The sequence below is a fragment of the Bacteroides sp. OM08-11 genome (assembly GCF_003438665.1).
GTDB classification, from domain to species: domain Bacteria; phylum Bacteroidota; class Bacteroidia; order Bacteroidales; family Bacteroidaceae; genus Bacteroides; species Bacteroides cutis.
The window spans coordinates 962,739-984,590 of the sequence record NZ_QSTJ01000001.1; the positions used below are offsets into that span (position 1 = coordinate 962,739).

At 44.5% G+C, this 21,852-nt stretch carries 17 protein-coding genes; 13 read left to right on the forward strand and 4 right to left on the reverse strand.

All coding sequences use genetic code 11. The features are described 5' to 3' along the window. Positions 1 to 3 precede the first annotated feature (3 nt). The 5 genes from DXC10_RS03715 to DXC10_RS03735 all read left to right on the forward strand — a co-directional run bounded on the left by DXC10_RS03715 (position 4) and on the right by DXC10_RS03735 (position 6,707). Positions 4 to 1,560, forward strand: coding sequence for a cellulase family glycosylhydrolase (locus tag DXC10_RS03715; protein WP_101542366.1), 1,557 nt, complete (start codon positions 4 to 6; stop codon positions 1,558 to 1,560). A gap of 231 nt (positions 1,561 to 1,791) precedes the next feature. Then, positions 1,792 to 2,919, forward strand: coding sequence for a glycoside hydrolase family 26 protein (locus tag DXC10_RS03720; RefSeq protein WP_101542367.1), 1,128 nt, complete (start codon positions 1,792 to 1,794; stop codon positions 2,917 to 2,919). A 14-nt stretch (positions 2,920 to 2,933) separates the two neighbouring features. Continuing rightward, on the forward strand, positions 2,934 to 4,115 hold the full coding sequence (locus DXC10_RS03725) for a glycosidase (RefSeq protein WP_117737340.1): 1,182 nt from the start codon (positions 2,934 to 2,936) through the stop codon (positions 4,113 to 4,115). Continuing rightward, on the forward strand, positions 4,103 to 5,494 hold the full coding sequence (locus DXC10_RS03730; protein WP_117737341.1) for an MFS transporter: 1,392 nt from the start codon (positions 4,103 to 4,105) through the stop codon (positions 5,492 to 5,494). Before DXC10_RS03725 ends, DXC10_RS03730 begins: the two co-directional genes overlap by 13 nt. A 25-nt stretch (positions 5,495 to 5,519) precedes the next feature. Then, positions 5,520 to 6,707, forward strand: a complete 1,188-nt coding sequence (locus tag DXC10_RS03735) for an AGE family epimerase/isomerase (protein ID WP_101542370.1) — start codon at positions 5,520 to 5,522, stop codon at positions 6,705 to 6,707. A gap of 18 nt (positions 6,708 to 6,725) precedes the next feature. Here the strand turns inward: DXC10_RS03735 and DXC10_RS03740 are convergent, their stop codons facing one another. Next, positions 6,726 to 8,051, reverse strand: coding sequence for an aspartate kinase (locus DXC10_RS03740; protein ID WP_117737342.1), 1,326 nt, complete (start codon positions 8,049 to 8,051; stop codon positions 6,726 to 6,728). A gap of 289 nt (positions 8,052 to 8,340) precedes the next feature. On the opposite strand from DXC10_RS03740, the gene DXC10_RS03745 reads away from it, so the two are divergent. From DXC10_RS03745 to DXC10_RS03785, 8 genes are all read left to right on the forward strand, one after another. Further along, the gene (locus tag DXC10_RS03745; protein WP_101542372.1) at positions 8,341 to 9,684 is read left to right on the forward strand and encodes a sigma-54 dependent transcriptional regulator; all 1,344 of its coding nucleotides are present in this window, start codon (positions 8,341 to 8,343) and stop codon (positions 9,682 to 9,684) included. A 341-nt stretch (positions 9,685 to 10,025) separates the two neighbouring features. Then, entirely contained in the window at positions 10,026 to 10,106 is an 81-nt protein-coding gene (gene kdpF / locus DXC10_RS16685; protein WP_117737343.1) for a K(+)-transporting ATPase subunit F, read from the forward strand. A gap of 30 nt (positions 10,107 to 10,136) precedes the next feature. Next, on the forward strand, positions 10,137 to 11,843 hold the full coding sequence (gene kdpA, locus DXC10_RS03755) for a potassium-transporting ATPase subunit KdpA (protein WP_101542459.1): 1,707 nt from the start codon (positions 10,137 to 10,139) through the stop codon (positions 11,841 to 11,843). A 300-nt stretch (positions 11,844 to 12,143) separates the two neighbouring features. Further along, entirely contained in the window at positions 12,144 to 14,192 is a 2,049-nt protein-coding gene (kdpB, locus tag DXC10_RS03765) for a potassium-transporting ATPase subunit KdpB (protein ID WP_101542460.1), read from the forward strand. Between the two features lie 31 nt (positions 14,193 to 14,223). Further along, on the forward strand, positions 14,224 to 14,814 hold the full coding sequence (locus DXC10_RS03770) for a K(+)-transporting ATPase subunit C (RefSeq protein ID WP_101542374.1): 591 nt from the start codon (positions 14,224 to 14,226) through the stop codon (positions 14,812 to 14,814). Between the two features lie 4 nt (positions 14,815 to 14,818). Next, positions 14,819 to 15,574, forward strand: a complete 756-nt coding sequence (locus DXC10_RS03775; RefSeq protein ID WP_101542461.1) for a hypothetical protein — start codon at positions 14,819 to 14,821, stop codon at positions 15,572 to 15,574. Next, a complete protein-coding gene (locus DXC10_RS03780) occupies positions 15,571 to 16,692 on the forward strand; it encodes a sensor protein KdpD (protein ID WP_101542375.1) in 1,122 nt (373 codons plus the stop codon). Before DXC10_RS03775 ends, DXC10_RS03780 begins: the two co-directional genes overlap by 4 nt. Positions 16,693 to 16,712: 20 nt before the next feature. Continuing rightward, positions 16,713 to 18,152 (forward strand): ATP-binding protein, encoded by a 1,440-nt coding sequence (locus DXC10_RS03785; RefSeq protein ID WP_117737344.1) that lies wholly within the window; start codon positions 16,713 to 16,715, stop codon positions 18,150 to 18,152. Positions 18,153 to 18,175: 23 nt separating this feature from the next. On the opposite strand, the gene DXC10_RS03790 is transcribed toward DXC10_RS03785, so the two are convergent. Genes DXC10_RS03790 through DXC10_RS03800 form a run of 3 tightly spaced genes read right to left on the reverse strand, consistent with a single transcriptional unit; the run spans position 18,176 to position 21,825 of the window. After that, complete coding sequence (locus DXC10_RS03790) at positions 18,176 to 19,042, reverse strand: AraC family transcriptional regulator (RefSeq protein WP_101542377.1); 867 nt, start codon at positions 19,040 to 19,042, stop codon at positions 18,176 to 18,178. Positions 19,043 to 19,078: 36 nt separating this feature from the next. After that, a complete protein-coding gene (locus DXC10_RS03795) occupies positions 19,079 to 20,719 on the reverse strand; it encodes an MFS transporter (protein ID WP_117737345.1) in 1,641 nt (546 codons plus the stop codon). A 14-nt stretch (positions 20,720 to 20,733) separates the two neighbouring features. Continuing rightward, positions 20,734 to 21,825, reverse strand: coding sequence for an HlyD family secretion protein (locus DXC10_RS03800; protein ID WP_101542379.1), 1,092 nt, complete (start codon positions 21,823 to 21,825; stop codon positions 20,734 to 20,736). Between the last annotated feature and the right edge of the window lie 27 nt (positions 21,826 to 21,852).

A 21,852-nucleotide genomic window follows, 5' to 3' on the forward strand; every position in this document is an offset into this window, starting at 1 on the left:
ATTATGAAAAAAATAATATTCAATTTGTGCTTGTCTATACTAATGCTTGGAGTCGTTGGCTTTGTGGCTTCATGTTCCGATGACGACAACGGTCTGGCCTACGGCGCATTTTCGGTAGATCAAACCGAAATCACATTCAGTAACAACGAGGCTGATACTACTATTGTTGCCGTTACTTCTCCTTCCGACTGGAAGGTGGAAGTATCAGCAGAGTGGTTGAAACTTCCTTCCGGTGAAACAGCTTACGGGACGCCTGGCAATGCTACCAATATATTCCTTTATGCCGAAGAAAATACGAATGAGGAAGAGCGTACAGCGGTCATTACTTTTACGAACTTGGCAGACTTGTCGCAGGTAATCACTGTCAAGGTTGTTCAACCGGGGCATAAACCTTTCCAGTATACTGATACTAATAGTGCGGCGCCTGCAGGTATGCAGAGTAATGCGATAAAGCTTATGAAGGAAATCAGTGCCGGTTGGAATTTAGGTAATACAATGGAGAGTGATGGCGCTGACGAAACGGCCTGGGGAAATCCTATGACGACGAAAGCAATGATTGACGGATTGAAAGCACAAGGCTTCAACGCTATCCGTATCCCTGTCCGTTGGTATGCGCGTGCCAATGAGGAGATGGATATCAATGCCGCATGGATGGCTCGTGTGAAGGAAGTGGTGGACTATGCATACAATCAAGGTATGTACGTCATTCTCAATTCTCATCATGATAATTGGTATGACCGTATCGTTCCGGGAGCTCTTGGTGAAACCAAGACTGACATCCTGAATAGGTTTAATCATTTATGGACTCAGGTAGCTACAACTTTCAAGGACTACGATGAACACCTTTTGTTTGCCGGTACTAACGAGGTTATCTACATCTCTCAGGGTAAAGAAGAATGGGGGGAACCTACCAACGAAGACTTGTTTGTCTATATGAACGATCTCAATCAAACATTCATTGATGCCGTTCGTGCAACTGGCGGAAACAACGCTTGGCGTACACTTGTTGTACAGCCTTGGGCTGCTAGTCCTGAATTTGCGCTTAAACATTTCAAACGACCTACTGATGCGGTTGAAAACCGTTTGATGCTTGAATTCCACTATTATCAACCCTGGAACTTCTGTCAGCAGAGTGGGGACGACGCTAAGGGTGAAAATAAATATTATTGGGGAACTCCTTACGAAAGCCTATCTTACTCTACCAATACAGAAAATGATGTAATCAAGTTGTTCGGTAATTTGAAATACAATTTTGTTGATAAAGGTTTGCCTGTTATAATGGGAGAATACGGTGCAGTCAAGCATCAGAAAACTTCAGCCAACCAGGCACTGGGTATTAACTATACCAAATCGGAGGAATCTCGTGCTTACTATTTGGAATTTGTGGTTAGACAAGCCAAAAATCATGGTTTCGCGGCATTCTTCTGGGATAACAACTGTATTGATACTACAGGAGAAAACTTCGGGCTTTTCGATCGTGACAATAACATGGAACCTTATTCAGAAGTTGCGGTACAAGGTATTATGAAGGGAGTGCAGACGGGCGTTTATCCGTTCTGATGACTTTAAATATCTTCAGTTAATGAAGAAGTTAATATAGTATTGTGCATGTTATCGGCGACTAGTGCACTATCTTTTGTACTTTCGTTTGATAACATGTACTTTTTCTTTCTGATAGGTATTCTCTTTCATATAGTAAAAGGATAAAATAGTATCATAACTGTACTTCACAATCGGCTATCTTTGCGTTGTGAACAGTAACCCGAATTTGTACTATAAGAAACTGCTAAAATGAAAAAACTTGTATTTGTGACAGTGGCATTCGCTATGGGATGCTTACTGATTACTTCCTGTAGCACATCCGCTAAAAAACAATCGACAATGGATGAGAATTCGGAATTTGTACGTACTCCCGAGACCGGGGCATTACTTACCAATCTTAAAAAAGTATCATCCCGTGGTATTATGTTCGGCCATCATGACGATACGGTATATGGCATCGGTTGGGAAGGCGACGAAGGCCGTTCCGATGTAAAAAGTGTTTGTGGCGATTATCCCGCAGTTATCAGTTTTGATTTGGGAGAACTGGAACTGGGTGGCGAAGCCAATCTGGATAAAGTACCTTTCGATAAGCTCAGAAAGGAAATAATCAATCAATACCGGCGTGGTGGAATGATTTCGCTAAGTTGGCACGTACGTAATCCGCTGACGGGAGGAGATGCTTGGGATGTGAAAGATACGACCGTCGTTCAGTCCATCTTACCGGGTGGAGTTAACCATGAGAAATTTGCCGGATGGTTGGATAAAGTAGCCGGCTTCATCAATTCCCTGCAAACGGCAGAGGGGGTGAAAGTACCGGTGTTGTTTCGCCCGTGGCATGAAAATTCAGGTAGCTGGTTCTGGTGGGGAGAAAAACTTTGTACACCGGAAGACTATAAGGCTTTGTGGCGTATGACGGTAGACAGTCTACAGTCCAAAGGAGTGGATAATGCGCTTTACGCCTATTCACCCGGAACAGAACCGCAGGATACAACACAGTATTTGGAACGTTATCCGGGTGATGATTTGATTGATGTTATCGGTTTTGATACTTATCAGTTTGACCGTGATGCATTTCTTGCCGGACTCGAACGCTCACTTGCCATTGTGGATAGTATCGGCAAGTCACATGACAAAGTGATAGCCGTTACCGAAGTCGGTTATGAAGGTATTCCTGATCCGAAATGGTGGACCGGGACATTATTTCCTGCGCTGGAAAAATATCCGGTAGCTTACGTATTGGTATGGCGTAATGCCCGTGAACGAATAACGCATTTCTATGCTCCCTATCCCGGACAAACCTCTGCAGGAGATTTTGTGGAGTTCTACAAAAATCCGAAAACACTCTTTGCGGCAGATGTAAATTCTTTGTATAAATAAGATAAACAATAGATATGGTAACCTTTAAAGACAAAGTCTCAAAACTCTTTCAGGAATATGAAGAGTTAATTACAAGAAAAAACCTACCTTTGGAAGGAGGAAATGGCATATTCACCCGTTATAAGTATCCGGTGGTGACGGCGGCCCATACGCCTGTGTTCTGGCGATACGATTTAGATGAGAAGTCGAATCCTAATTTGATGGAACGTATCGGCATGAATGCCGCGATGAACTCTGGTGCTATCAAATGGAATGGGAAGTACCTGATGGTGGTGCGTGTGGAAGGGGCAGACCGTAAATCATTCTTTGCTGTAGCCGAGAGTCCGAATGGTATTGATAATTTCCGTTTCTGGGACTATCCCGTTACGATGCCGGAGGATTTGATTCCCGCAACAAATATTTATGATATGCGCCTTACTGCTCATGAAGACGGTTGGATTTATGGTATCTTTTGTGCGGAGCGCCATGATGACAATGCACCGGCGGGAGACTTGTCGGCAGCTACGGCGACGGCAGCTATCGCGCGTACCAAAGATTTGAAAAATTGGGAACGCCTGCCGGATTTGAAGACGAAGAGCCAACAGCGCAATGTCGTTCTTCATCCGGAGTTTGTAGATGGGAAATACGCCCTCTATACCCGTCCGCAAGATGGCTTTATCGACACCGGTAGTGGCGGTGGCATCGGCTGGGCATTGGTAGATGACATGACATGTGCGGAGGTGAAAGAAGAGAAGATTATAGATCACCGCTATTATCATACGATTAAAGAGGTGAAGAACGGTGAAGGACCGCATCCTATCAAGACCCCGAAAGGCTGGTTACATCTGGCTCATGGAGTACGTGCTTGCGCGGCCGGACTGCGTTATGTACTTTATATGTATATGACGGCTCTTGATGATCCGACGAAACTGATTGCCGCTCCCGGGGGGTATTTCATGGCTCCGGAAGGTGAAGAACGCATCGGTGATGTCAGCAATGTGCTCTTCTCCAATGGATGGATTGCCGATGAAGACGGAACGGTTTTCATCTACTATGCTTCCTCGGATACGCGTATGCATGTGGCGACTTCCACTGTGGACAAACTGGTAGATTACTGTATGAATACACCTGCCGACGGTTTGGGTACTTCCGCATCGGTAGAAACCTTGAAGAGGTTGATAGATAAAAACTTTGAAATACTGTCATGGCAACACTGAAAGAAAAAATAGGTTATGGTTTCGGAGATATGTCTTCCTCTATGTTTTGGAAGATATTCTCCTATTACCTGCCGTTCTTTTATTCGAATATCTTTGGTCTGAGTCTGGCCGATGCAGGCGTGCTGATGTTGGTAACCCGTATTTGGGACGCGTTATCCGATCCCATGATGGGAGTGATTGCCGACCGCACTCATACCCGTTGGGGCAAATATCGTCCGTACCTGTTATGGGTGGCAGCGCCTTTTGCCATTGCGGGAATATTACTTTTTACTACTCCCGACATGGGGGCAACGGGTAAACTCATCTGGGCATATGCTACCTATATCCTGATGATGACCGTATATACGGCCATCAATGTTCCATACGGGGCTATGTTGGGCGTGATGACCGATGACTCGAATACGAAAACGATTTTCTCTTCTTACCGTATGTTCTTTGCATACGGTGGCAGTTTCATTGCTTTGGGAGCGTGGGAGCCGTTGTGCAATTGGTTCAAGTCGATGGATTGCAGCACTGCCGGAAGCTGGCAATACGCTATGATCGTCATTGCCTCTTTTTGTTTTCTCGGTTTCTTGCTCTGTTTCAGTATGACGAGAGAACACGTCAAGAGTGCTGTTGCCCAATCAATAGGTAAAGATGTGAAGTCACTCGTCCGCAATTCTCCCTGGTGGATATTGAACGGTGCGGCTTTACTCTCCAATTTCTTTAATACGGTGCGTGGGGCTACTGCCGCTTACTTCTTTAAAGACTATATCAGTGCGAATGCTTATCTTGATTTCGGCATCTTCAATATTGTGCTCTATGCGGGGCTGTTCCTTATGGTAGGTGAAGTCTGCAATATGTTGGGAGTAGCGTTGGCCGTACCTTTATCATTGAAATTCGGTAAGAAGTCCACCTATGTCCTTTCATTGGTTTGCTTGGCTGTTTTTAGCGTACTCTTTTTCTTTGTGCCCAATAACGGATTGGGTTGGTGGCTGATGATGATATTCCAAGTACTGATTTCTATTTGTACAGGGATTGTTTCTCCGCTTATCTGGAGTATGTATGCCGACGTGGCAGACTATGCCGAACAAAAGGATGGTACATCATCGACGGGATTGATTTTCTCTTCAGGTTCTATGGCTCAAAAGTTTGGCGGTGCTTTTGCCGGTTGGGCTGTGATGGCATTGCTGGCATGCTTTGGTTACAATACAGCCGAGAATGCCATACAGACACCCGAAGCATTGAATGGTCTTAGGTATCTGATGAGCTTTATTCCCGCTGCGATTGCGGCAGTCTCCATTCTGGTTCTGTTGATTTATCCATTGAACAAAGCTCGGATGATGGCTATCAATGCGGAATTGAAAGAACGAAGAGGAAGTGATCGTTTAATGGAATGATAATATGATGAGGATTGTTGGAATTATGAATATAAATAAGATGAAGAAGGAAATGGAGGAAGAATTGGTGTCCAATATCCTCCCTTTCTGGATGAATAGAATGACAGATTTGGTAAACGGCGGTTTCTATGGCCGTATTGCCGGAACAGAGGTACTGATGCCTGAAGCGGAGAAGGGAGCTATCTTGAATGCACGTATTTTGTGGACTTTCTCGGCCGCTTATCGTCTTTTAAAGAATTCTGATTATCTGAAAACTGCTACACGGGCAAAACGAACTATCATTGACAAGTTCTATGACAAGGATTTTGGAGGAGTTTATTGGTCGCTCGACTGTAAGGGGCAGCCGTTGGATACTAAAAAACAGATTTATGCTTTAGGTTTTGCCATTTACGGTTTGAGCGAGTATCATCGGGCTACGGGTGATGAGGAAGCTCTGGACTATGCCATCCGCCTTTTTGAAAGTATCGAGCAGCATAGTTTCGATGCAATAAAGAATGGTTATTGCGAAGCGTTGACTCGCGAATGGGGTGAAATAGCCGATATGCGTTTGAGTGATAAGGACGAGAACGAACGTAAAACGATGAATACCCACTTGCACATTCTTGAACCTTATACCAATCTGTACCGGGTATGGAAAGATGAACGTCTGGAACGGCAACTCCGTAATCTGATTTCTCTCTTTACAGACAAAATCCTGAACCAGCACACCGGGCATTTGGAGTTGTTCTTCAATGACGATTGGGTAAGTAAATATCGTATCGTTTCCTACGGGCACGATATTGAAGCTTCGTGGCTGATACATGAAGCGGCCCTTGTTTTAGGAGATAAGACGGTGTTGGCAAAAGTCGAGCCATTGGTGGAGTATATCGCAGCCGCTGCCGATGAAGGGTTGACCCCGGAGGGCGGAATGATTTATGAAACTTTTCTTGATAAGAATAAAACCGATACCGACCGCCACTGGTGGGTACAAGCGGAGAACGTGGTGGGGCATGTCAATCTCTATCAGCATTTCGATGACGAAGTAGCGTTGCAGAAAGCTTTTCGTTGTTGGGAGTTTATCAAGAAGTATCTGATAGATTATAAATACGGTGAATGGCATTGGAGTGTACGCGCTGACGGTACGGTGGATACCTCCGATGATAAAGCCGGATTTTGGAAATGCCCGTATCATAACGGACGCATGTGTATGGAAATAATAGAACGTTTTTCATAAGTGTTTGGATAATAGTTTTTATACTTCTTCCGGTTGGAAGAGTTTATCATTAAGGGCTTGTAGAGCCCTTTTTTTGTCACTGGTCTTGATGACGAACGCTACATCGTTATTACTGCTCCCATAGGAAATCATTCGTAAGGGGATGTCATTCAACACTTCGATAATTTCTGCCTCAAATCCGGTATGTTGCCATTGCATATTCCCTACCACGGAAACTATACTCATGCGGTTTTCTACCAGTATTTTTGCATAACGATTTAGTTCGGATAGTATACCGGATAAACGCTCGCAATTGTCTATGGCAACAGATATATCCAGATTGGAAGATACCAACAGACAGAGGGGGGTACGGTATTTAGCGAATGTTTCAAATATTTTGCTGATGAATAAATAGGGACACAGGGCATGATTAGACCTGAATTTGACATAAATGATGTTATCTTTGGCTGCTATGGCTTTGATAACATTGGCATCTTGCCGGTCGGATATCAGTGTACCTGTTGCTGTAGGTTCCATAGAGTTGAGTAGTCGTACCGGAATATTACGTTTCCTTGCCGGTGCAATACAAAATGGATGTAAGATTTTAGCTCCATAGAATGCCAGTTGTTCGGCTTCATTAAAACTGAGATGTTTCACGGTATGTGTACCGCTTACTTCACGCGGGTCATTATTGTGTATGCCGTCAATATCTGTCCATATTTGTATTTCCTCGGCTTGGATGGCCGTCCCGATGAGAGAGGCTGTATAGTCACTGCCTCCTCGTTTCAGATTATCTGTTTCACCGTAAGCATTTTTGCAAATAAAACCTTGTGTGATGAAAAGTTGCGTATTCGGATATTGGTTTATTTCGTTCTGAAGCCGCTTTTCTATATAATCTAAATCAGGTTCGCCATCCAGACCGGTACGCATAAAGTTGAAAGCGCAAAGTAGTGTACTGTTGACTTTCTGTTCGTGCAGATAGAAATTCATCAAAGCGGTGCTGATCAATTCACCTTGTGCAAGTACCTCCTTTTCTTCGATGGCGGTAAAAGAGTCTTTAGTAAACTTCCATATTTGCTGAAAGCGTTCGAGAATATAATCAATTGCTTCCTGTTTGATGAGTTTGTCCGTTAATAGTTCGTTGGCAAAGTCTATGAACTGAAATTCCAGACGAGTTATCTTATCATGTGCCAATTCAATATCACGGCTGAAAAGGCTTGCCGCAATCTCTTCCAAATAATTCGTAGTGCCTGCCGTGGCAGACAATACTACTATTTTGGGGGTAGCATCTGCGACAAGTTCAGCTACATGTTTCATCCTTTCTACTGTACCGACGGAAGTTCCGCCAAATTTGCAAACTTTCATTTTTTGTTCTTTTTTTGATTATTCATTTATTATTAATTTGAGAGGAGGCATTATTACCTTTTCATTTTAGCATGTTTTTATCAAAATGAAAAGGCGTGATAGCAGACCTGATATCTGTCTTTATGCTTTTCTACGGTTGTCCTGATGAGGATCTACTACTTTTCATACCTTTTTGCATTCAGACTCTCGTCTATAAAAGTTCAAAAGATGTGCCGTTGCTTTTATGGAAAAATTCTATATTTGCACGTCCCTGTTTTTACCATTTGTCATTTAAAATCTATTTTTTGATATGAGTAAGATATTGATCATTGATGATGAGGTACAAATTCGTACCTTATTGGCACGCATGATGGAACTGGAAGGTTATGAAGTCTGTCAGGCCGGTGATTGCAGGGCTGCTTTGAAACAATTGGAACTTCAAGGTCCGGATGTGGCGTTGTGCGACGTCTTTCTTCCTGATGGGAATGGTGTCGATTTAGTGCTGGCCATCAAGAAAGCCGCTCCTAATGTAGAGGTTATTCTCTTGACGGCGCACGGCAATATCCCCGATGGAGTGCAGGCTATTAAAAACGGTGCTTTCGACTATATCACCAAAGGAGACGACAATAATAAGATTATTCCTCTGATAAGTCGTGCCGTCGAGAAGGCACGTATGAACGTGCGGTTAGAGAAATTGGAGAAGAAAATGGGGCAGGCTTATTCTTTCGATTCTATCTTAGGAGAATCCAAAGTCCTGAAGGATGCTGTTTCATTAGCTCGCAAGGTGGCAGGGACAGACGTACCCGTGCTGTTGACCGGAGAGACGGGAACCGGTAAGGAAGTCTTTGCCCAAGCTATTCATTATAATAGTAAACGTGCCAAGCAGAGTTTTGTAGCGGTGAATTGTTCTTCGTTCAGTAAGGAACTATTGGAAAGTGAAATGTTCGGGCATAAGGCGGGTTCGTTTACTGGGGCATTGAAAGATAAGAAAGGATTGTTCGAAGAGGCCAACAACGGCACTATCTTTTTGGATGAAATAGGTGAGATGGCTTTCGAACTCCAAGCCAAACTGTTGCGTATCCTTGAAACGGGAGAATATATCAAGATAGGGGACACGAAACCCACTCGTGTCAATGTGCGCATTATCGCTGCAACCAACCGTAATTTGCCGGAAGAGATCTCCAAAGACCGTTTTCGTGAGGATTTATTCTATCGTCTCAGTGTTTTCCAGGTACATCTGCCGCCTTTACGTGAACGTATGGGCGATATCCGCTTGCTGGCAAAGGCCTTTGTGAAGAACTTCTCCGTACAACTGTCGCGTGCGATAGGTGAGATTTCTCCCGAATTTCTTGCCGCCCTGGAACAACAGCCCTGGAAAGGGAATATCCGCGAATTGCGCAATGTGATAGAACGTAGCCTGATTGTCTGTGAGGGCGAACGGCTGGAAGTGGAAGACTTGCCACTCGAAATTCAGAATGTCCATTATGAACAATCGGACGATAATGCTTCCGGCAGTTTTGAACTTTCGGCTATGGAACGCCGCCACATAGCCCGTGTATTGGAATACACCAAAGGGAATAAGACGGAAGCTGCACGGCTCCTGAAGATTGGATTGACCACCTTGTACCGTAAGATTGAGGAATATAAGATATAGTTGGATTTTCAATCTTTTTGTTAAAGTGCATTTTTTATTTTACTACTATTACTCCTTCTATTTTGACAAGCACCCTTCCATTTTGGAAGGGTGCTTGTTGTTTATTTCTTTCTCTATATAATATACACCTCTCTGTTTATTAGTTACTTATAGTGTAACTTCATTCTTTGGCACATCTTTGGCATCTTACTTTCCCGGTAAAAACATATAGTAACATTTTAAAAGGTAAAAACATGGGAACAACTATTTCATTTATTCTCTGCCTGTTGAGCGGCTTGTTCGCTTTCTGGCTTTTCTGGAAGTGTGTAGATTGGTTTGAAAAGATTTAAAGGAGAGGGATTATGTACACAATATTATTAGTATTAGGTATAGCGGTGTTCGGGTACTTGATGTATGTGCTTTTGAAACCCGAGAAGTTTTGAGAGGTTTGTAAATGATAATCAATGAATGAAATGAATACGGAAATTTTAGGTATAGCCTTGCAGATCTTTCTGATGGTGGGATTATCCTACCCGCTGGGGAAATACATTGCAAAGGTATATAAAGGAGAAAAAACAGGATCGGACTTCATGAAGCCGGTTGAGAGACTGATTTTTAAAGTAGGAGGCATTAATCCTCGGGAAGAGATGAACTGGAAACAATTCCTGAAAGCTCTCTTGATATTGAACGCCTTTTGGTTTATCTGGGGTATGATATTGTTGGTTACACAGCATTGGTTACCGTTAAATCCGGATGGAAATGGTCCGCAAACTCCCAGTCAGGCATTTAATACCTGCATCAGCTTTATGGTAAATTGCAACTTACAACACTATTCCGGTGAAAGCGGTCTGACCTATTTCACCCAATTGTTTGTCATCATGCTCTTCCAGTTCATTACTGCCGCTACCGGCATGGCGGCTATGGCGGGTATCATGAAATCCATCGCTTCCAAAACCACGAAAACGATAGGTAACTTCTGGAACTTCTTGGTTCTGAGCTGTACACGTATCTTGTTGCCACTTTCACTGGTTGTCGGTTTTCTGCTTATCACGCAAGGAACACCGATGGGATTTGAGGGTAAGATGAAAGTCACCACATTGGAAGGTCAGGAACAACTTGTGTCACAAGGTCCTGCGGCAGCTATCGTTCCCATCAAGCAGTTGGGTACCAACGGCGGTGGATATTTCGGGGTAAACTCCTCGCATCCTTTGGAAAACCCTACTTATCTGTCTGATATAGCGGAATGTTGGGCTATCTTGATTATCCCGATGGCGATGGTCTTTGCGCTGGGCTTCTATACGAGACGAAAGAAATTGGCGTATAGTATTTATGGAGTGATGCTTTTTGCCTATCTGGTAGGTGTCGGCATCAATGTTTATCAGGAAATGAATGGTAATCCGCGTATTGATGAACTGGGCATTGCGCAAGACGGTGGGGCAATGGAAGGCAAAGAAGTTCGTTTAGGGGCTGGAGCCACTGCCTTGTGGAGTATCACGACAACGGTCACTTCCAACGGATCGGTCAATGGCATGCACGATTCGACGATGCCTCTTAGTGGATTGATGGAAATGCTGAACATGCAGATTAATACCTGGTTCGGTGGCGTCGGAGTGGGTTGGATGAATTATTATACGTTCATTATTATCGCAGTATTCATTAGCGGACTGATGGTGGGGCGTACACCGGAATTTCTGGGCAAGAAGGTAGAGGCACGCGAAATGAAAATTGCCACTATTGTAGCTTTACTCCATCCGTTTGTGATCTTGGTCGGTACTGCATTGTCCAGTTACCTCTATACCTACCATCCCGATTTCGTTGCGGGCGAGGGCGGATGGTTGAACAATCCCGGTTTTCACGGCCTGAGCGAACAGTTGTACGAGTTCACTTCCTGTGCCGCAAACAATGGTTCGGGCTTTGAGGGGCTGGGTGATAATACTCCGTTCTGGAATTATGCATGCGGTTGGGTACTTATTCTGAGCCGGTTCATTCCGATTGTGGGGCAGGTAGCCATCGCAGGTTTATTGGCAGAGAAGAAATTTATTCCGGAGAGTGCCGGTACTCTGAAGACAGACACGCTGACGTTCGGCATTATGACTTTCGTTGTAATCTTCATTGTGGCTGCCCTGTCTTTCTTCCCGGCTCATGCCCTGAGTACGATTGCCGAACATTTCTCAATGTAACCGATGGTGAACTATATGCAACGTACAAGGCATCTGCACTTAACCGGAAAGACTTGTATACTTATCTCCTTTGATATTGGGACTGAGAGGTCAAAACATCCGGATGTATTACCCCAAAACATGGGGATGTTTTCGCTCAAAAGACCCGGATGTTTTACGGTAAAACATGGGGATGTTTTGAATGAAGAGTTCCGGATATTCAGACCTTCGATATCAGGATGAGAGGAATTAAGTCCCTATAGGAAAGGTAACAGGTATAGAACTCTGGTCCGTACAGTATTATTTTATATAACTAAAGATATGAAAGATAAAAAATCAGCTTCTTTATTTCAAAAGGAGCAAATCATGGAAAGTTTGAGACAGTCATTTGTGAAACTAAATCCACGGGTGATGATAAAGAACCCGATCATGTTTACGGTAGAAGTAGTGACAGCTATTATGTTGGTTGTCTGCTTGCTCTCGTTGACAACTCCGGAATATGGGACGTTTGGATATAATTTCCTGGTATTTATAGTTCTGTTTGCCACCCTGTTGTTTGCCAATTTTGCCGAGGCCATCGCCGAAGCACGTGGTAAGGCACAGGCAGACAGCTTACGCAAAACCCGTGAAGAGACTCCCGCCAAAATCCTGGTCGATGGTAAAATTCGCAGTATCAGTAGCTCACGTCTGAAGAAGGGGGATTACTTTATTTGTGAAGCCGGTGATACAATCCCTGCCGATGGTGAAATAGTAGAAGGATTGGCGTCTATTGACGAGAGCGCCATTACCGGTGAGTCTGCTCCGGTTATTCGTGAAGCGGGTGGTGACAAGAGTTCCGTGACAGGAGGTACAAAAGTGCTTTCCGACAAGATAAAAGTATTGGTAACCCAGCAGCCGGGTGAAAGTTTCCTCGACAAGATGATTGCGCTGGTCGAAGGAGCCACCCGGCAGAAAACACCGAACGAAATAGCGTTGACTATCCTCTTGGCTGGTTTTACATTGGTGTTTGTCATTGTGTGCGTCACTCTGATACCGATGGCGGACTATACCAATATCGACCATCCGGGTACATATATTTCTATTGCCGCCATTCTCTCCCTGTTTGTCTGTCTGATACCGACTACTATCGGCGGTTTGCTCTCTGCCATCGGTATTGCGGGCATGGATCGTGCGTTGCGTGCCAACGTCATCACCAAATCGGGCAAGGCGGTAGAAACTGCCGGTGATATTGATACTTTGTTATTGGATAAGACCGGTACCATCACTATCGGTAACCGTAAAGCTACGAAGTTTCATCCTGCTCCGGGCGTTGACGAGAAGCTTTTTATAGAAACCTGTCTGCTTTCTTCACTTTCCGATGAAACTCCGGAAGGAAAATCCATCATCGATTTGGGGCGTGAAAACGGCTATCGGATGCGCGATTTGAACACGACCGGCGCCCGCATGATTTTGTTTACCGCCGAAACCAAATGTTCTGGCGTGGACTTGCCGGACGGAACTCAAATCCGAAAAGGCGCCTTTGATGCCATCCGTAAGATTGTGGAGAGTGCCGGAAATAAGTTTCCCGGAGAAGTGGAAGAAGTCATTTCGGCAATTTCCGGTAATGGTGGAACTCCGTTGGTGGTATGTGTCAACCGGCAGGTAACAGGTGTCATCGAGTTGCAGGACATTATCAAACCGGGTATCCGGGAACGTTTTGAACGTCTTCGCAAGATGGGAGTGAAAACGGTGATGGTGACCGGTGACAATCCGTTGACTGCCAGATATATTGCGGAAAAGGCAGGTGTGGATGATTTCATTGCTGAGGCTAAGCCGGAGGATAAGATGGAATATATCAAGAAGGAACAGCAGGCAGGTAAGCTGGTAGCTATGATGGGTGACGGTACGAATGATGCTCCCGCATTGGCACAGGCCAATGTAGGTGTTGCCATGAACAGTGGTACGCAGGCTGCCAAGGAAGCCGGTAATATGGTGGATCTTGACAATGATCCGACGAAACTGATTGAAATCGTGGAAATAGGCAAGCAGTTGTTGATGACACGCGGCACGCTGACCACTTTCTCCATAGCAAACGATGTTGCCAAGTATTTTGCCATTATTCCTGCCTTGTTCATGGTTGCCATACCGCAACTGGCACCGCTGAACGTCATGGAATTGCATACTCCTGAAACGGCTATTCTTTCGGCTGTCATCTTCAACGCTGTCATTATTCCGATTTTGATACCGTTGGCTTTGAAGGGAGTGCAATACAAGCCGATAGGTGCCAGTGCGCTGCTTCGCCGTAATCTGCTGATATATGGGGTAGGCGGGGTTATTGCACCGTTCATAGGTATTAAACTGATAGATATGTTAGTCGGTTTATTCTTCTAAATTATCAATTAACTAATAATAAAAAGGAAAAATGAAAACTCTTTGGAAATCACTTAAAATAACACTCGCATTCTGCGTGTTCTTCTCCGTCTTTTATATTCTTGTTTTGTGGATATTTGCACAATTTGCCGGTCCCAACAAGGGGAATGCGGAAGTGGCCACCCTGAATGGGAAAGTAGTAGGCGCTGCCAATGTGGGACAGCAGTTTACGGAAGATATCTACTTTTGGGGACGTCCTTCCTGCGCCGGTGCCGGTTACGATGCCTCCGGTTCTGCCGGCAGTAACAAGGGGCCTACCAATGAGGAATATCTTGCTGAAGTGGCAGCCCGTATAGATACTTTCCTGTTGCATCATCCTTATTTGAGTCGCAAGGATGTTCCTGCCGAAATGGTTACCGCCAGTGGTTCCGGGCTGGATCCCGATATCACTCCTGCCTGTGCCTATATACAGGTGAAGCGGGTGGCACAGGCACGTGGCATGAATGAGGCGGATGTAAAGGCGATAGTTGACAAAACTGTGGAGAAACCGTTATTCGGTTTGTTCGGTACGGAAAAGGTGAATGTACTGAAACTGAACATCGCTTTAGAGGAAAATGGAGTTAACAAAAGAAATAACGAATAAGAATATGAATACTTTAAAAATACTTTTCATTAGTATGGTTGTTGCCGTTGCAGCATGTTTTACAGGGATCACTCAAGTGCAGGCTCAAGAGTTTAAAATACAAGGTGACTTGGTAAGCTCATACGTGTGGCGTGGCTTTTATCAGACCGGTGCCAGCTTTCAGCCGACATTGGGTTTTGGTATCGGTAATTTTTCGTTGACGGCATGGGGCTCTACCGATTTTGATGGAACCGTTGCTTCGGAAGGTGTGGCTGCGAAAGAGATAGACTTGACGGCCGCTTATACTTTAGGTCAATCAGGTTTTATACTTTCTTTGGCCAGTCTCTGGTGGGCAGGGCAGGGAGCCGGTAAGTATTTTAATTTTAAGAGCCATGAAACAGCTCATCATTTTGAAGCGGGGCTGGCATATACATTACCTATGAAGAAATTCCCATTATCAATAAGCTGGTATACCATGTTTGCCGGTGCCGACAAAAATGAAGAAGGAAAACAGAATTATTCTTCTTATGTCGAATTGAATTATCCGTTCAGTATCAAGTCCGTCGACTTGAACGCTACTTGCGGCTTTTTGCCTTATGAAGCCGGTATAGGCGTTTATGGAATATCCAATAATGGTTTTGCCGTGACCAATTTGGCTTTGAAGGCTACGACGGATATAAAGATAACAGATAAGTTTGCTATACCGGTGTTTGCTCATGCCATCTGGAATCCACGTATGGAGGATGCACATCTGGTATTTGGCATCACTTTGAAACCATGAACAGAGAAGAAAGCGTACAGCATTTCCTGGACTTGATAAGGAAATCCCGCTATGGCAAGTTCAAACTTTACATCGGTATGATTGCCGGGGTGGGCAAGTCATACCGTATGCTCCAGGAAGCACATGAACTGTTGGATAATGGGGTAGATGTACAGATTGGCTATATCGAGACTCATGGACGTACCGGGACGGAAGCGTTGCTTGAAGGACTTCCTCTCATTCCCCGCCGCAAGATTTTCTATAAAGGGAAGGAGCTGGAGGAGATGGATTTGGAGGCAATCGTCCGAAGCCATCCTGAAATTGTGATTGTAGATGAACTGGCGCATACCAATGTAGAGGGAAGTAGGAATGAGAAGCGATGGCAGGATGTAATGGATTTGCTGAGTGAGGGTATCAATGTCATTTCTGCCGTCAATATCCAGCATATAGAAAGCTTGAATGAGGAGGTACAGGGTATTTCCGGTATAGAAGTGAAAGAACGTATTCCCGACAGTGTGCTGGAGGAAGCCGACGAGGTGGTAAATATTGACCTGACTGCCGATGAACTGATTACCCGTCTGAAAGCCGGAAAGATTTACCGTCCGGAGAAAATACAGACAGCGTTGACTAATTTCTTCCGGATAGAGAATATCCTTCAGTTGCGCGAACTGGCATTGAAGGAAGTAGCGCTCCGGGTAGAAAAACAGGTAGAGAATGAAGTGGTGGCGAATGTCGGGGTTCGCCATGAGAAGTTTCTTGCCTGTATCAGTAGTCACGAAAAGACGCCACGGCGTATCATTCGCAAAGCAGCACGTTTGGCCACCCGCTACAATACTTCTTTTGTGGCTCTCTATGTGCAGACTCCCCGTGAAAGTACCGATCGCATAGAATTGGCGAGCCAGCGATACCTGTTGAACCATTTTAAATTGGTTGCCGAGTTGGGTGGAGAGGTAGTACAGGTGCAGTCCAAAGATGTGTTGGGAAGTATTGTGGAAACTTGTAAAGAGAAGCAGATAACGACCGTATGTATGGGAAGTCCTTCCTTTCGTCTGCCGCAATCATTGTTTATGATATTGAAATACAGAAAATTTGTGAGTAAACTGGCACAAGGGAATATAGATTTGATTATACTTGCATAAATTTTAATTAGAGAAGAGTTATGAATATTCGAACAAAATTAATACTAAGCGTAGGTATATTGGCGGGAATGATAATTCTATTAGTTGCCTTGTCTGTTGTGAACCTGCAAATTCTGACGGCAACCGAACCGGACAGTCCGGCGGCAATGCCCGGTCTGCAACGTGCATTGTTATGGATATCGATTGTCGGTGGTATCTGTATCCTTACCAGTATCGTATTGCTGATTTGGTTACCCCGTTCTATTAATAAACCTATCCGGGAACTGACGCAAGGTATTCTTGAGATAGCTAATCACAATTATGAGAAACGGCTTAATATGAGTGGTCATGAGGAGTTTCGTGCGGTAGCCAATGGTTTTAACCGTATGGCGGAACGCTTGGCGGAATATCGTGCCAGTACGCTGAATGATATCCTGGCTGCCAAGAAGTTTCTGGAAGCGATCGTCAATAGTATTGACGAACCGATTATTGGCCTGAACCGGGAACGGGAAATTCTCTTTATCAACCACGAAGCGCTGACCGTTCTCAATCTTAAGCGGGAAGAGGTAATTCGCCATTCTGCCGAAGAACTGTCGTTGAAGAATGATTTACTCCGTCGACTGGTGCGTGAGTTGGTAACTCCCGGCGAAAAGAAAGAACCGTTGAAAATCTATGCGGATAATAAGGAGAGTTATTTCAAAGCTTCTTATATCACCATTCTTAATTCGGAAGCCGACGAAGACGAACCCCGTAATCTGGGTGATGTTATCCTACTGAAGAATATCACGGAATTCAAAGAACTGGATACAGCAAAAACTACGTTTATCTCTACCATTTCCCACGAACTGAAAACGCCAATATCGGCTATCCTGATGAGTCTGCAATTGCTCGAGGATAAGAGAATAGGGGCTTTGAACGGTGAACAGGAACAACTTTCAAAAAGTATCAAAGACAATGCCGGCCGTTTGCTGGACATTACCGGAGAGCTGCTGAACCTGACACAAGTGGAGGCTGGCAAACTGCAAATGATGCCGAAGATAACCAAACCTATCGAACTGATAGAATATGCCATCAAAGCCAATCGGGTACAGGCCGATAAGTTCGGTATTCAGATAGAAGTGGAGTATCCGGAAGAAAAGATGCCGAAATTGTTTGTTGACAGTGAGAAGATAGCTTGGGTACTGACCAATCTTTTGAGCAATGCCATCCGTTACTCTAAAGAGAACGGACGTGTGGTTATCGGTGCCCGGCATGATAATGACTTTGTGGAAATGTATGTGCAGGATTTTGGTAAAGGTATCGACCCGCGTTACCACCAGAGTATCTTTGACCGCTATTTCCGCGTACCCGGAACTAAAGTACAGGGTAGTGGGTTGGGACTTTCCATCTCGAAAGATTTTATAGAGGCTCATGGTGGCACTTTGACCGTTCAAAGCGAGTTGGGAAAAGGCAGCCGTTTCATTATGCGGCTAAAAGCATAACACTTTGCAGCGTTCTCCTTGCTTTACTTTCTACGGTACAGTTGGGGTGACATGCCTGTCTGCTTCTTGAAAAAAGTGCCGAAATAGGAAGCATTGGGGAAGTTGAAGAAATCGGAAATCTCCTGAATATTCTTTTGTGTATTCTTAAGGAGTGATATACTTTTACGGATAATGGATTTGAATATCAACTCTTGTACAGTATATCCGCAGATTGATTTGGACAGGGCCGACAGGTACTTGGGAGACAAACAAAGTTTATCGGCATAAAACTCCACGCCGCGCTCTTTCGTATAATTCTGCTCAATCAACTGGATGAGCCGGATAAAAACGTCATGCTTGTGCCCTACGTTTTCCCGGTTGGTAATAAGCTTGCGGTTGTAGATGGAACATATCCTGTATGTCAATGCCAGCAACAATAATTTCTGTTCATAATGGTTATAAGTATTTTCGCCCATTTGTAGCGTGTTGTCCAGCAGAGACATATATTTCATAACTTCTTCCTCTTCGCCGGTATTCCATACATAACACGGCTCCGTTGCGAGTTGCGAGTACAGATACATTGAAGCTACCGTATTACCGATAAAGTCCCGTATCGGTTCTATCTGATAGACGAGTATAAAGACTTCGATGTTCTGTGAGGCTTGTTGTACCTGAAAGAAACAATCTTCAGGAATAAAAACTGTTTCACCCGCTTGGGCGGAGAAAACCTTGTCGTTAAGTGAAAATGTAAAACTTCCTTGCTGACAAATGATAATACCCACTCCGTTTACCGGAAAAGGCTTCATTAAAGATTCGGGAAAGGCATAGAGTATACCTTCTGAACTGCAAATATCTTGTCCGTCCGCCAATGCACGGTCGAGGCGGTTTAACTGTTCCTGTTGAAGATTCATATTACGGGAAATCACTATTCTATACTTAAAACAGTGCTAAGTTAGTAATTTTCGTTTAGGATAGGGTATTACAACTACAAATATCATACAAATGAAGCAGGCATATAATGTCCATCCTGCCATTTCCTTCACGGCAGAAAGTGTGGCTTGTATTTGTATGCGGCCTTTGGTGGACATGGCGGCCATATTGACTGCTTCTTGCTTGCTTTTTCCCTGGTATTGCATCCCTTGTACGGTTTGGGTAAATGATGCGGATGCTTCGGGGTGTAACATGTCTACATCGTGTGCATACCGGGTGACGTAATATTGTTGCCTTTCTTGCAGTACGTTGGTATAAAGGGCGGTACCGATAGCGGGAGCCAATACCATGCGTACGGTGAGCATGGTGCAAATCCAGGAAGACAGGTACTTGTAGGGCATGCGCTGGGTGGCGAATGTGGGTATCAGTGAATAGAGTAACATCATGCCTGTGGAACGGATGATGACCGGATACTTCATGCGTTCATACAATCCGGCATCTTGCACTTCAAAGTACATGAACATAGCAGACAGTCCCAACAGTAGGAAACCGGTGGAAAAAAGATATTTGAAATGTACCCCTTTCACACTCAGCCAGATAGTGGCAATGCCGCCGATGAAATATCCCAGCATGCTCCAGTTACCCAGTGTGGCATTTTGAAAGTTATCCAGTTTCATCCCTATCCCTGTAAACACATTGACAAACATGGCGCTGGAATTAAGTACCATCAACAAGAAGTACAACAGAAATCCCATACGGATGGTGCGTAGCTTGAATACATCCAATTGGTAGTAGGGATTACGTTGGGTGGCTTCTATATAGATAAACAGTCCACCCGCAATAATGGCGCAGATAGTGACCCATTGTATGGTGGGGTCATCATACCAGTCGAGCACTTTTCCGTAAGTCAATACATAAGTGATGCAAACCAGTGTAATACTGAAAATGGAGGCATTGCCAAATTGTTTGAAATTGATGGGGAAACGGCGTGTGGTATATTTATGATAGGGCATCGTAATGAATGTGATGAGGATGCAGAGCAACAGCAGACCCATCATAAAATAGTATACATATTGCCATTCGTATTCAAAGGCAAGCCAGGCAGTGAGTGAAGTCCCTATCTGTCCTAATATCATGAAAAACAGATAAATGGCGGGTTGGGCGGCACTCCGCTCGATATCCAGTTTGTCCCAACCTTCTCCGGTTGCGGGTTCGTTGCCGGGCGTTATTTTCTCATAGGCCTCTATATGTCCGGCATACTTGATGAGGGTAAACAGATTGACCATCATCAGTACCATCCGGAGAAATCCTGTGAGTAGGCTGCAAAGCGCCAGCAGGAATATACTGTCGGTCTTGGCGCAGATGTAACTGAATATATACATTAGCGAGAAACCGGCGATACACATCATTTTCTCCCTGCGGATGAGTACCAACCGGTACAAAAAAGGGCAGAAAGCCGCCATACCTATTGATGTGGCAAAGTTAGTGAATTGGATGTGCTCGGAAATAATACCCAGTCCGCTCATCATCTCAGTACTATTCACCGAGTAGGTTCCTCCCACCGTGAGTATCGGTAGGAAGAATAATACCAGTATAATAATGCCAACCGGTTTTGGTACCCAGTTGTAGAATGGGTAATTTCTTGGATATGAAGGCATAGGATAATTGATGATTAAAGTTTTACTTTCACTACCGCCATCATACCTGCCGCCAGTTTTTCATTCTCCTCTTTAGACAAATTGGTGAAATCAATGCGTACTGGTATGCGTTGTTGTATCTTTACAAAGTTTCCGGCGGAATTATCAGTAGGAACCAGAGAGTATTTGGAGCCGGTAGCGCCGGATATGGCCGTTATCTTTCCCGTGAATTTCTTGTTGCTGATGGCATCCACTGTGATGACGACTTCCTGTCCCGGATGCAGGTTCTCTATCTGAGTCTCTTTGTAGTTGGCAATAATCCATTTCTGTGTATCGGGCAGAATGTAAGTGATGGTCTGTCCGGCAGTGATAAACTGACCTTCTTCCAGCGCACGGCGTCCCAGTTTACCATCGCAGGGAGCCACCACTACCGTATAAGAGAGATTCAGCCGTGCCATCTCTAAAGCAGCTGTTGCCCGCTGAATGGCAGCTTCGGTATTTTCCCGTCGGTGAGATACTTCATTTACGCCGGAGAAAGCGGCCTTTTGCTGGCGCTTTGTTGCCTCGAGTCTTTTGCGGGTAGCTTCGTATTCTGTTTCTATCTGTTCTAACTGTATGGGAGTGGCTGCATTCCTTTTTACCAGATTTTGATAACGTTGGCGGTCTTTCTCCAATTTTGCCAGTCGAATTTCTATTTCTGAAATGGAAGCATCATAGACTGAAGCCGTGGTTTGTGTGGTCTGTAAGGTAGCTCCGATGACGGTAGCTCCTGCTTGTGCGTCTTTCAAGGCGGCTTCGGCTTCCATTACGCGGATTTTGTATTCACGGTCATCTAGTACAAGCAATGTGTCTCCCTTGCGTACCTCCTGATGTTCGGTGAAGTATATCTTCTTGATATAACCCGATGCACGCAGATTGACGGGCGAAATATATTGTTCTATTTGGGCATCGTTACTCGTTTCAGTCTGTTTATAGTCTAGGAAGAGACAGACAACCTGAATTACTCCCCAAATGATAATTGCTATGCCTATCAGGCTGACCACGATTTGCCAACGGCGTAACTTCCGTAGTTTTTTTGCTTTTTCCTGATGTGTATTTGTTGCGCTGTCAATTTCTTTTGTTCCCATATCCGTTATACTATTTAATATGATTAT

Excerpts from the sequence above, each read along its gene's own strand:
- DXC10_RS03795 (WP_117737345.1), bottom strand. The coding sequence starts at position 20,719 with ATGCCTTCATATCCAAGAAATTACCCATTCTACAACTGGGTACCAAAA.
- DXC10_RS03740 (WP_117737342.1), bottom strand. The coding sequence starts at position 8,051 with ATGAAAGTTTGCAAATTTGGCGGAACTTCCGTCGGTACAGTAGAAAGG.
- DXC10_RS03720 (WP_101542367.1), top strand. The coding sequence starts at position 1,792 with ATGAAAAAACTTGTATTTGTGACAGTGGCATTCGCTATGGGATGCTTA.
- DXC10_RS03780 (WP_101542375.1), top strand. The coding sequence starts at position 15,571 with ATGAACAGAGAAGAAAGCGTACAGCATTTCCTGGACTTGATAAGGAAA.
- DXC10_RS03800 (WP_101542379.1), bottom strand. The coding sequence starts at position 21,825 with ATGGGAACAAAAGAAATTGACAGCGCAACAAATACACATCAGGAAAAA.
- DXC10_RS03715 (WP_101542366.1), top strand. The coding sequence starts at position 4 with ATGAAAAAAATAATATTCAATTTGTGCTTGTCTATACTAATGCTTGGA.
- kdpA (WP_101542459.1), top strand. The coding sequence starts at position 10,137 with ATGAATACGGAAATTTTAGGTATAGCCTTGCAGATCTTTCTGATGGTG.
- DXC10_RS03785 (WP_117737344.1), top strand. The coding sequence starts at position 16,713 with ATGAATATTCGAACAAAATTAATACTAAGCGTAGGTATATTGGCGGGA.
- DXC10_RS03770 (WP_101542374.1), top strand. The coding sequence starts at position 14,224 with ATGAAAACTCTTTGGAAATCACTTAAAATAACACTCGCATTCTGCGTG.
- DXC10_RS03775 (WP_101542461.1), top strand. The coding sequence starts at position 14,819 with ATGAATACTTTAAAAATACTTTTCATTAGTATGGTTGTTGCCGTTGCA.
- kdpB (WP_101542460.1), top strand. The coding sequence starts at position 12,144 with ATGAAAGATAAAAAATCAGCTTCTTTATTTCAAAAGGAGCAAATCATG.
- DXC10_RS03735 (WP_101542370.1), top strand. The coding sequence starts at position 5,520 with ATGAATATAAATAAGATGAAGAAGGAAATGGAGGAAGAATTGGTGTCC.
- DXC10_RS03725 (WP_117737340.1), top strand. The coding sequence starts at position 2,934 with ATGGTAACCTTTAAAGACAAAGTCTCAAAACTCTTTCAGGAATATGAA.
- DXC10_RS03790 (WP_101542377.1), bottom strand. The coding sequence starts at position 19,042 with ATGAATCTTCAACAGGAACAGTTAAACCGCCTCGACCGTGCATTGGCG.
- kdpF (WP_117737343.1), top strand. The coding sequence starts at position 10,026 with ATGTACACAATATTATTAGTATTAGGTATAGCGGTGTTCGGGTACTTG.
- DXC10_RS03745 (WP_101542372.1), top strand. The coding sequence starts at position 8,341 with ATGAGTAAGATATTGATCATTGATGATGAGGTACAAATTCGTACCTTA.
- DXC10_RS03730 (WP_117737341.1), top strand. The coding sequence starts at position 4,103 with ATGGCAACACTGAAAGAAAAAATAGGTTATGGTTTCGGAGATATGTCT.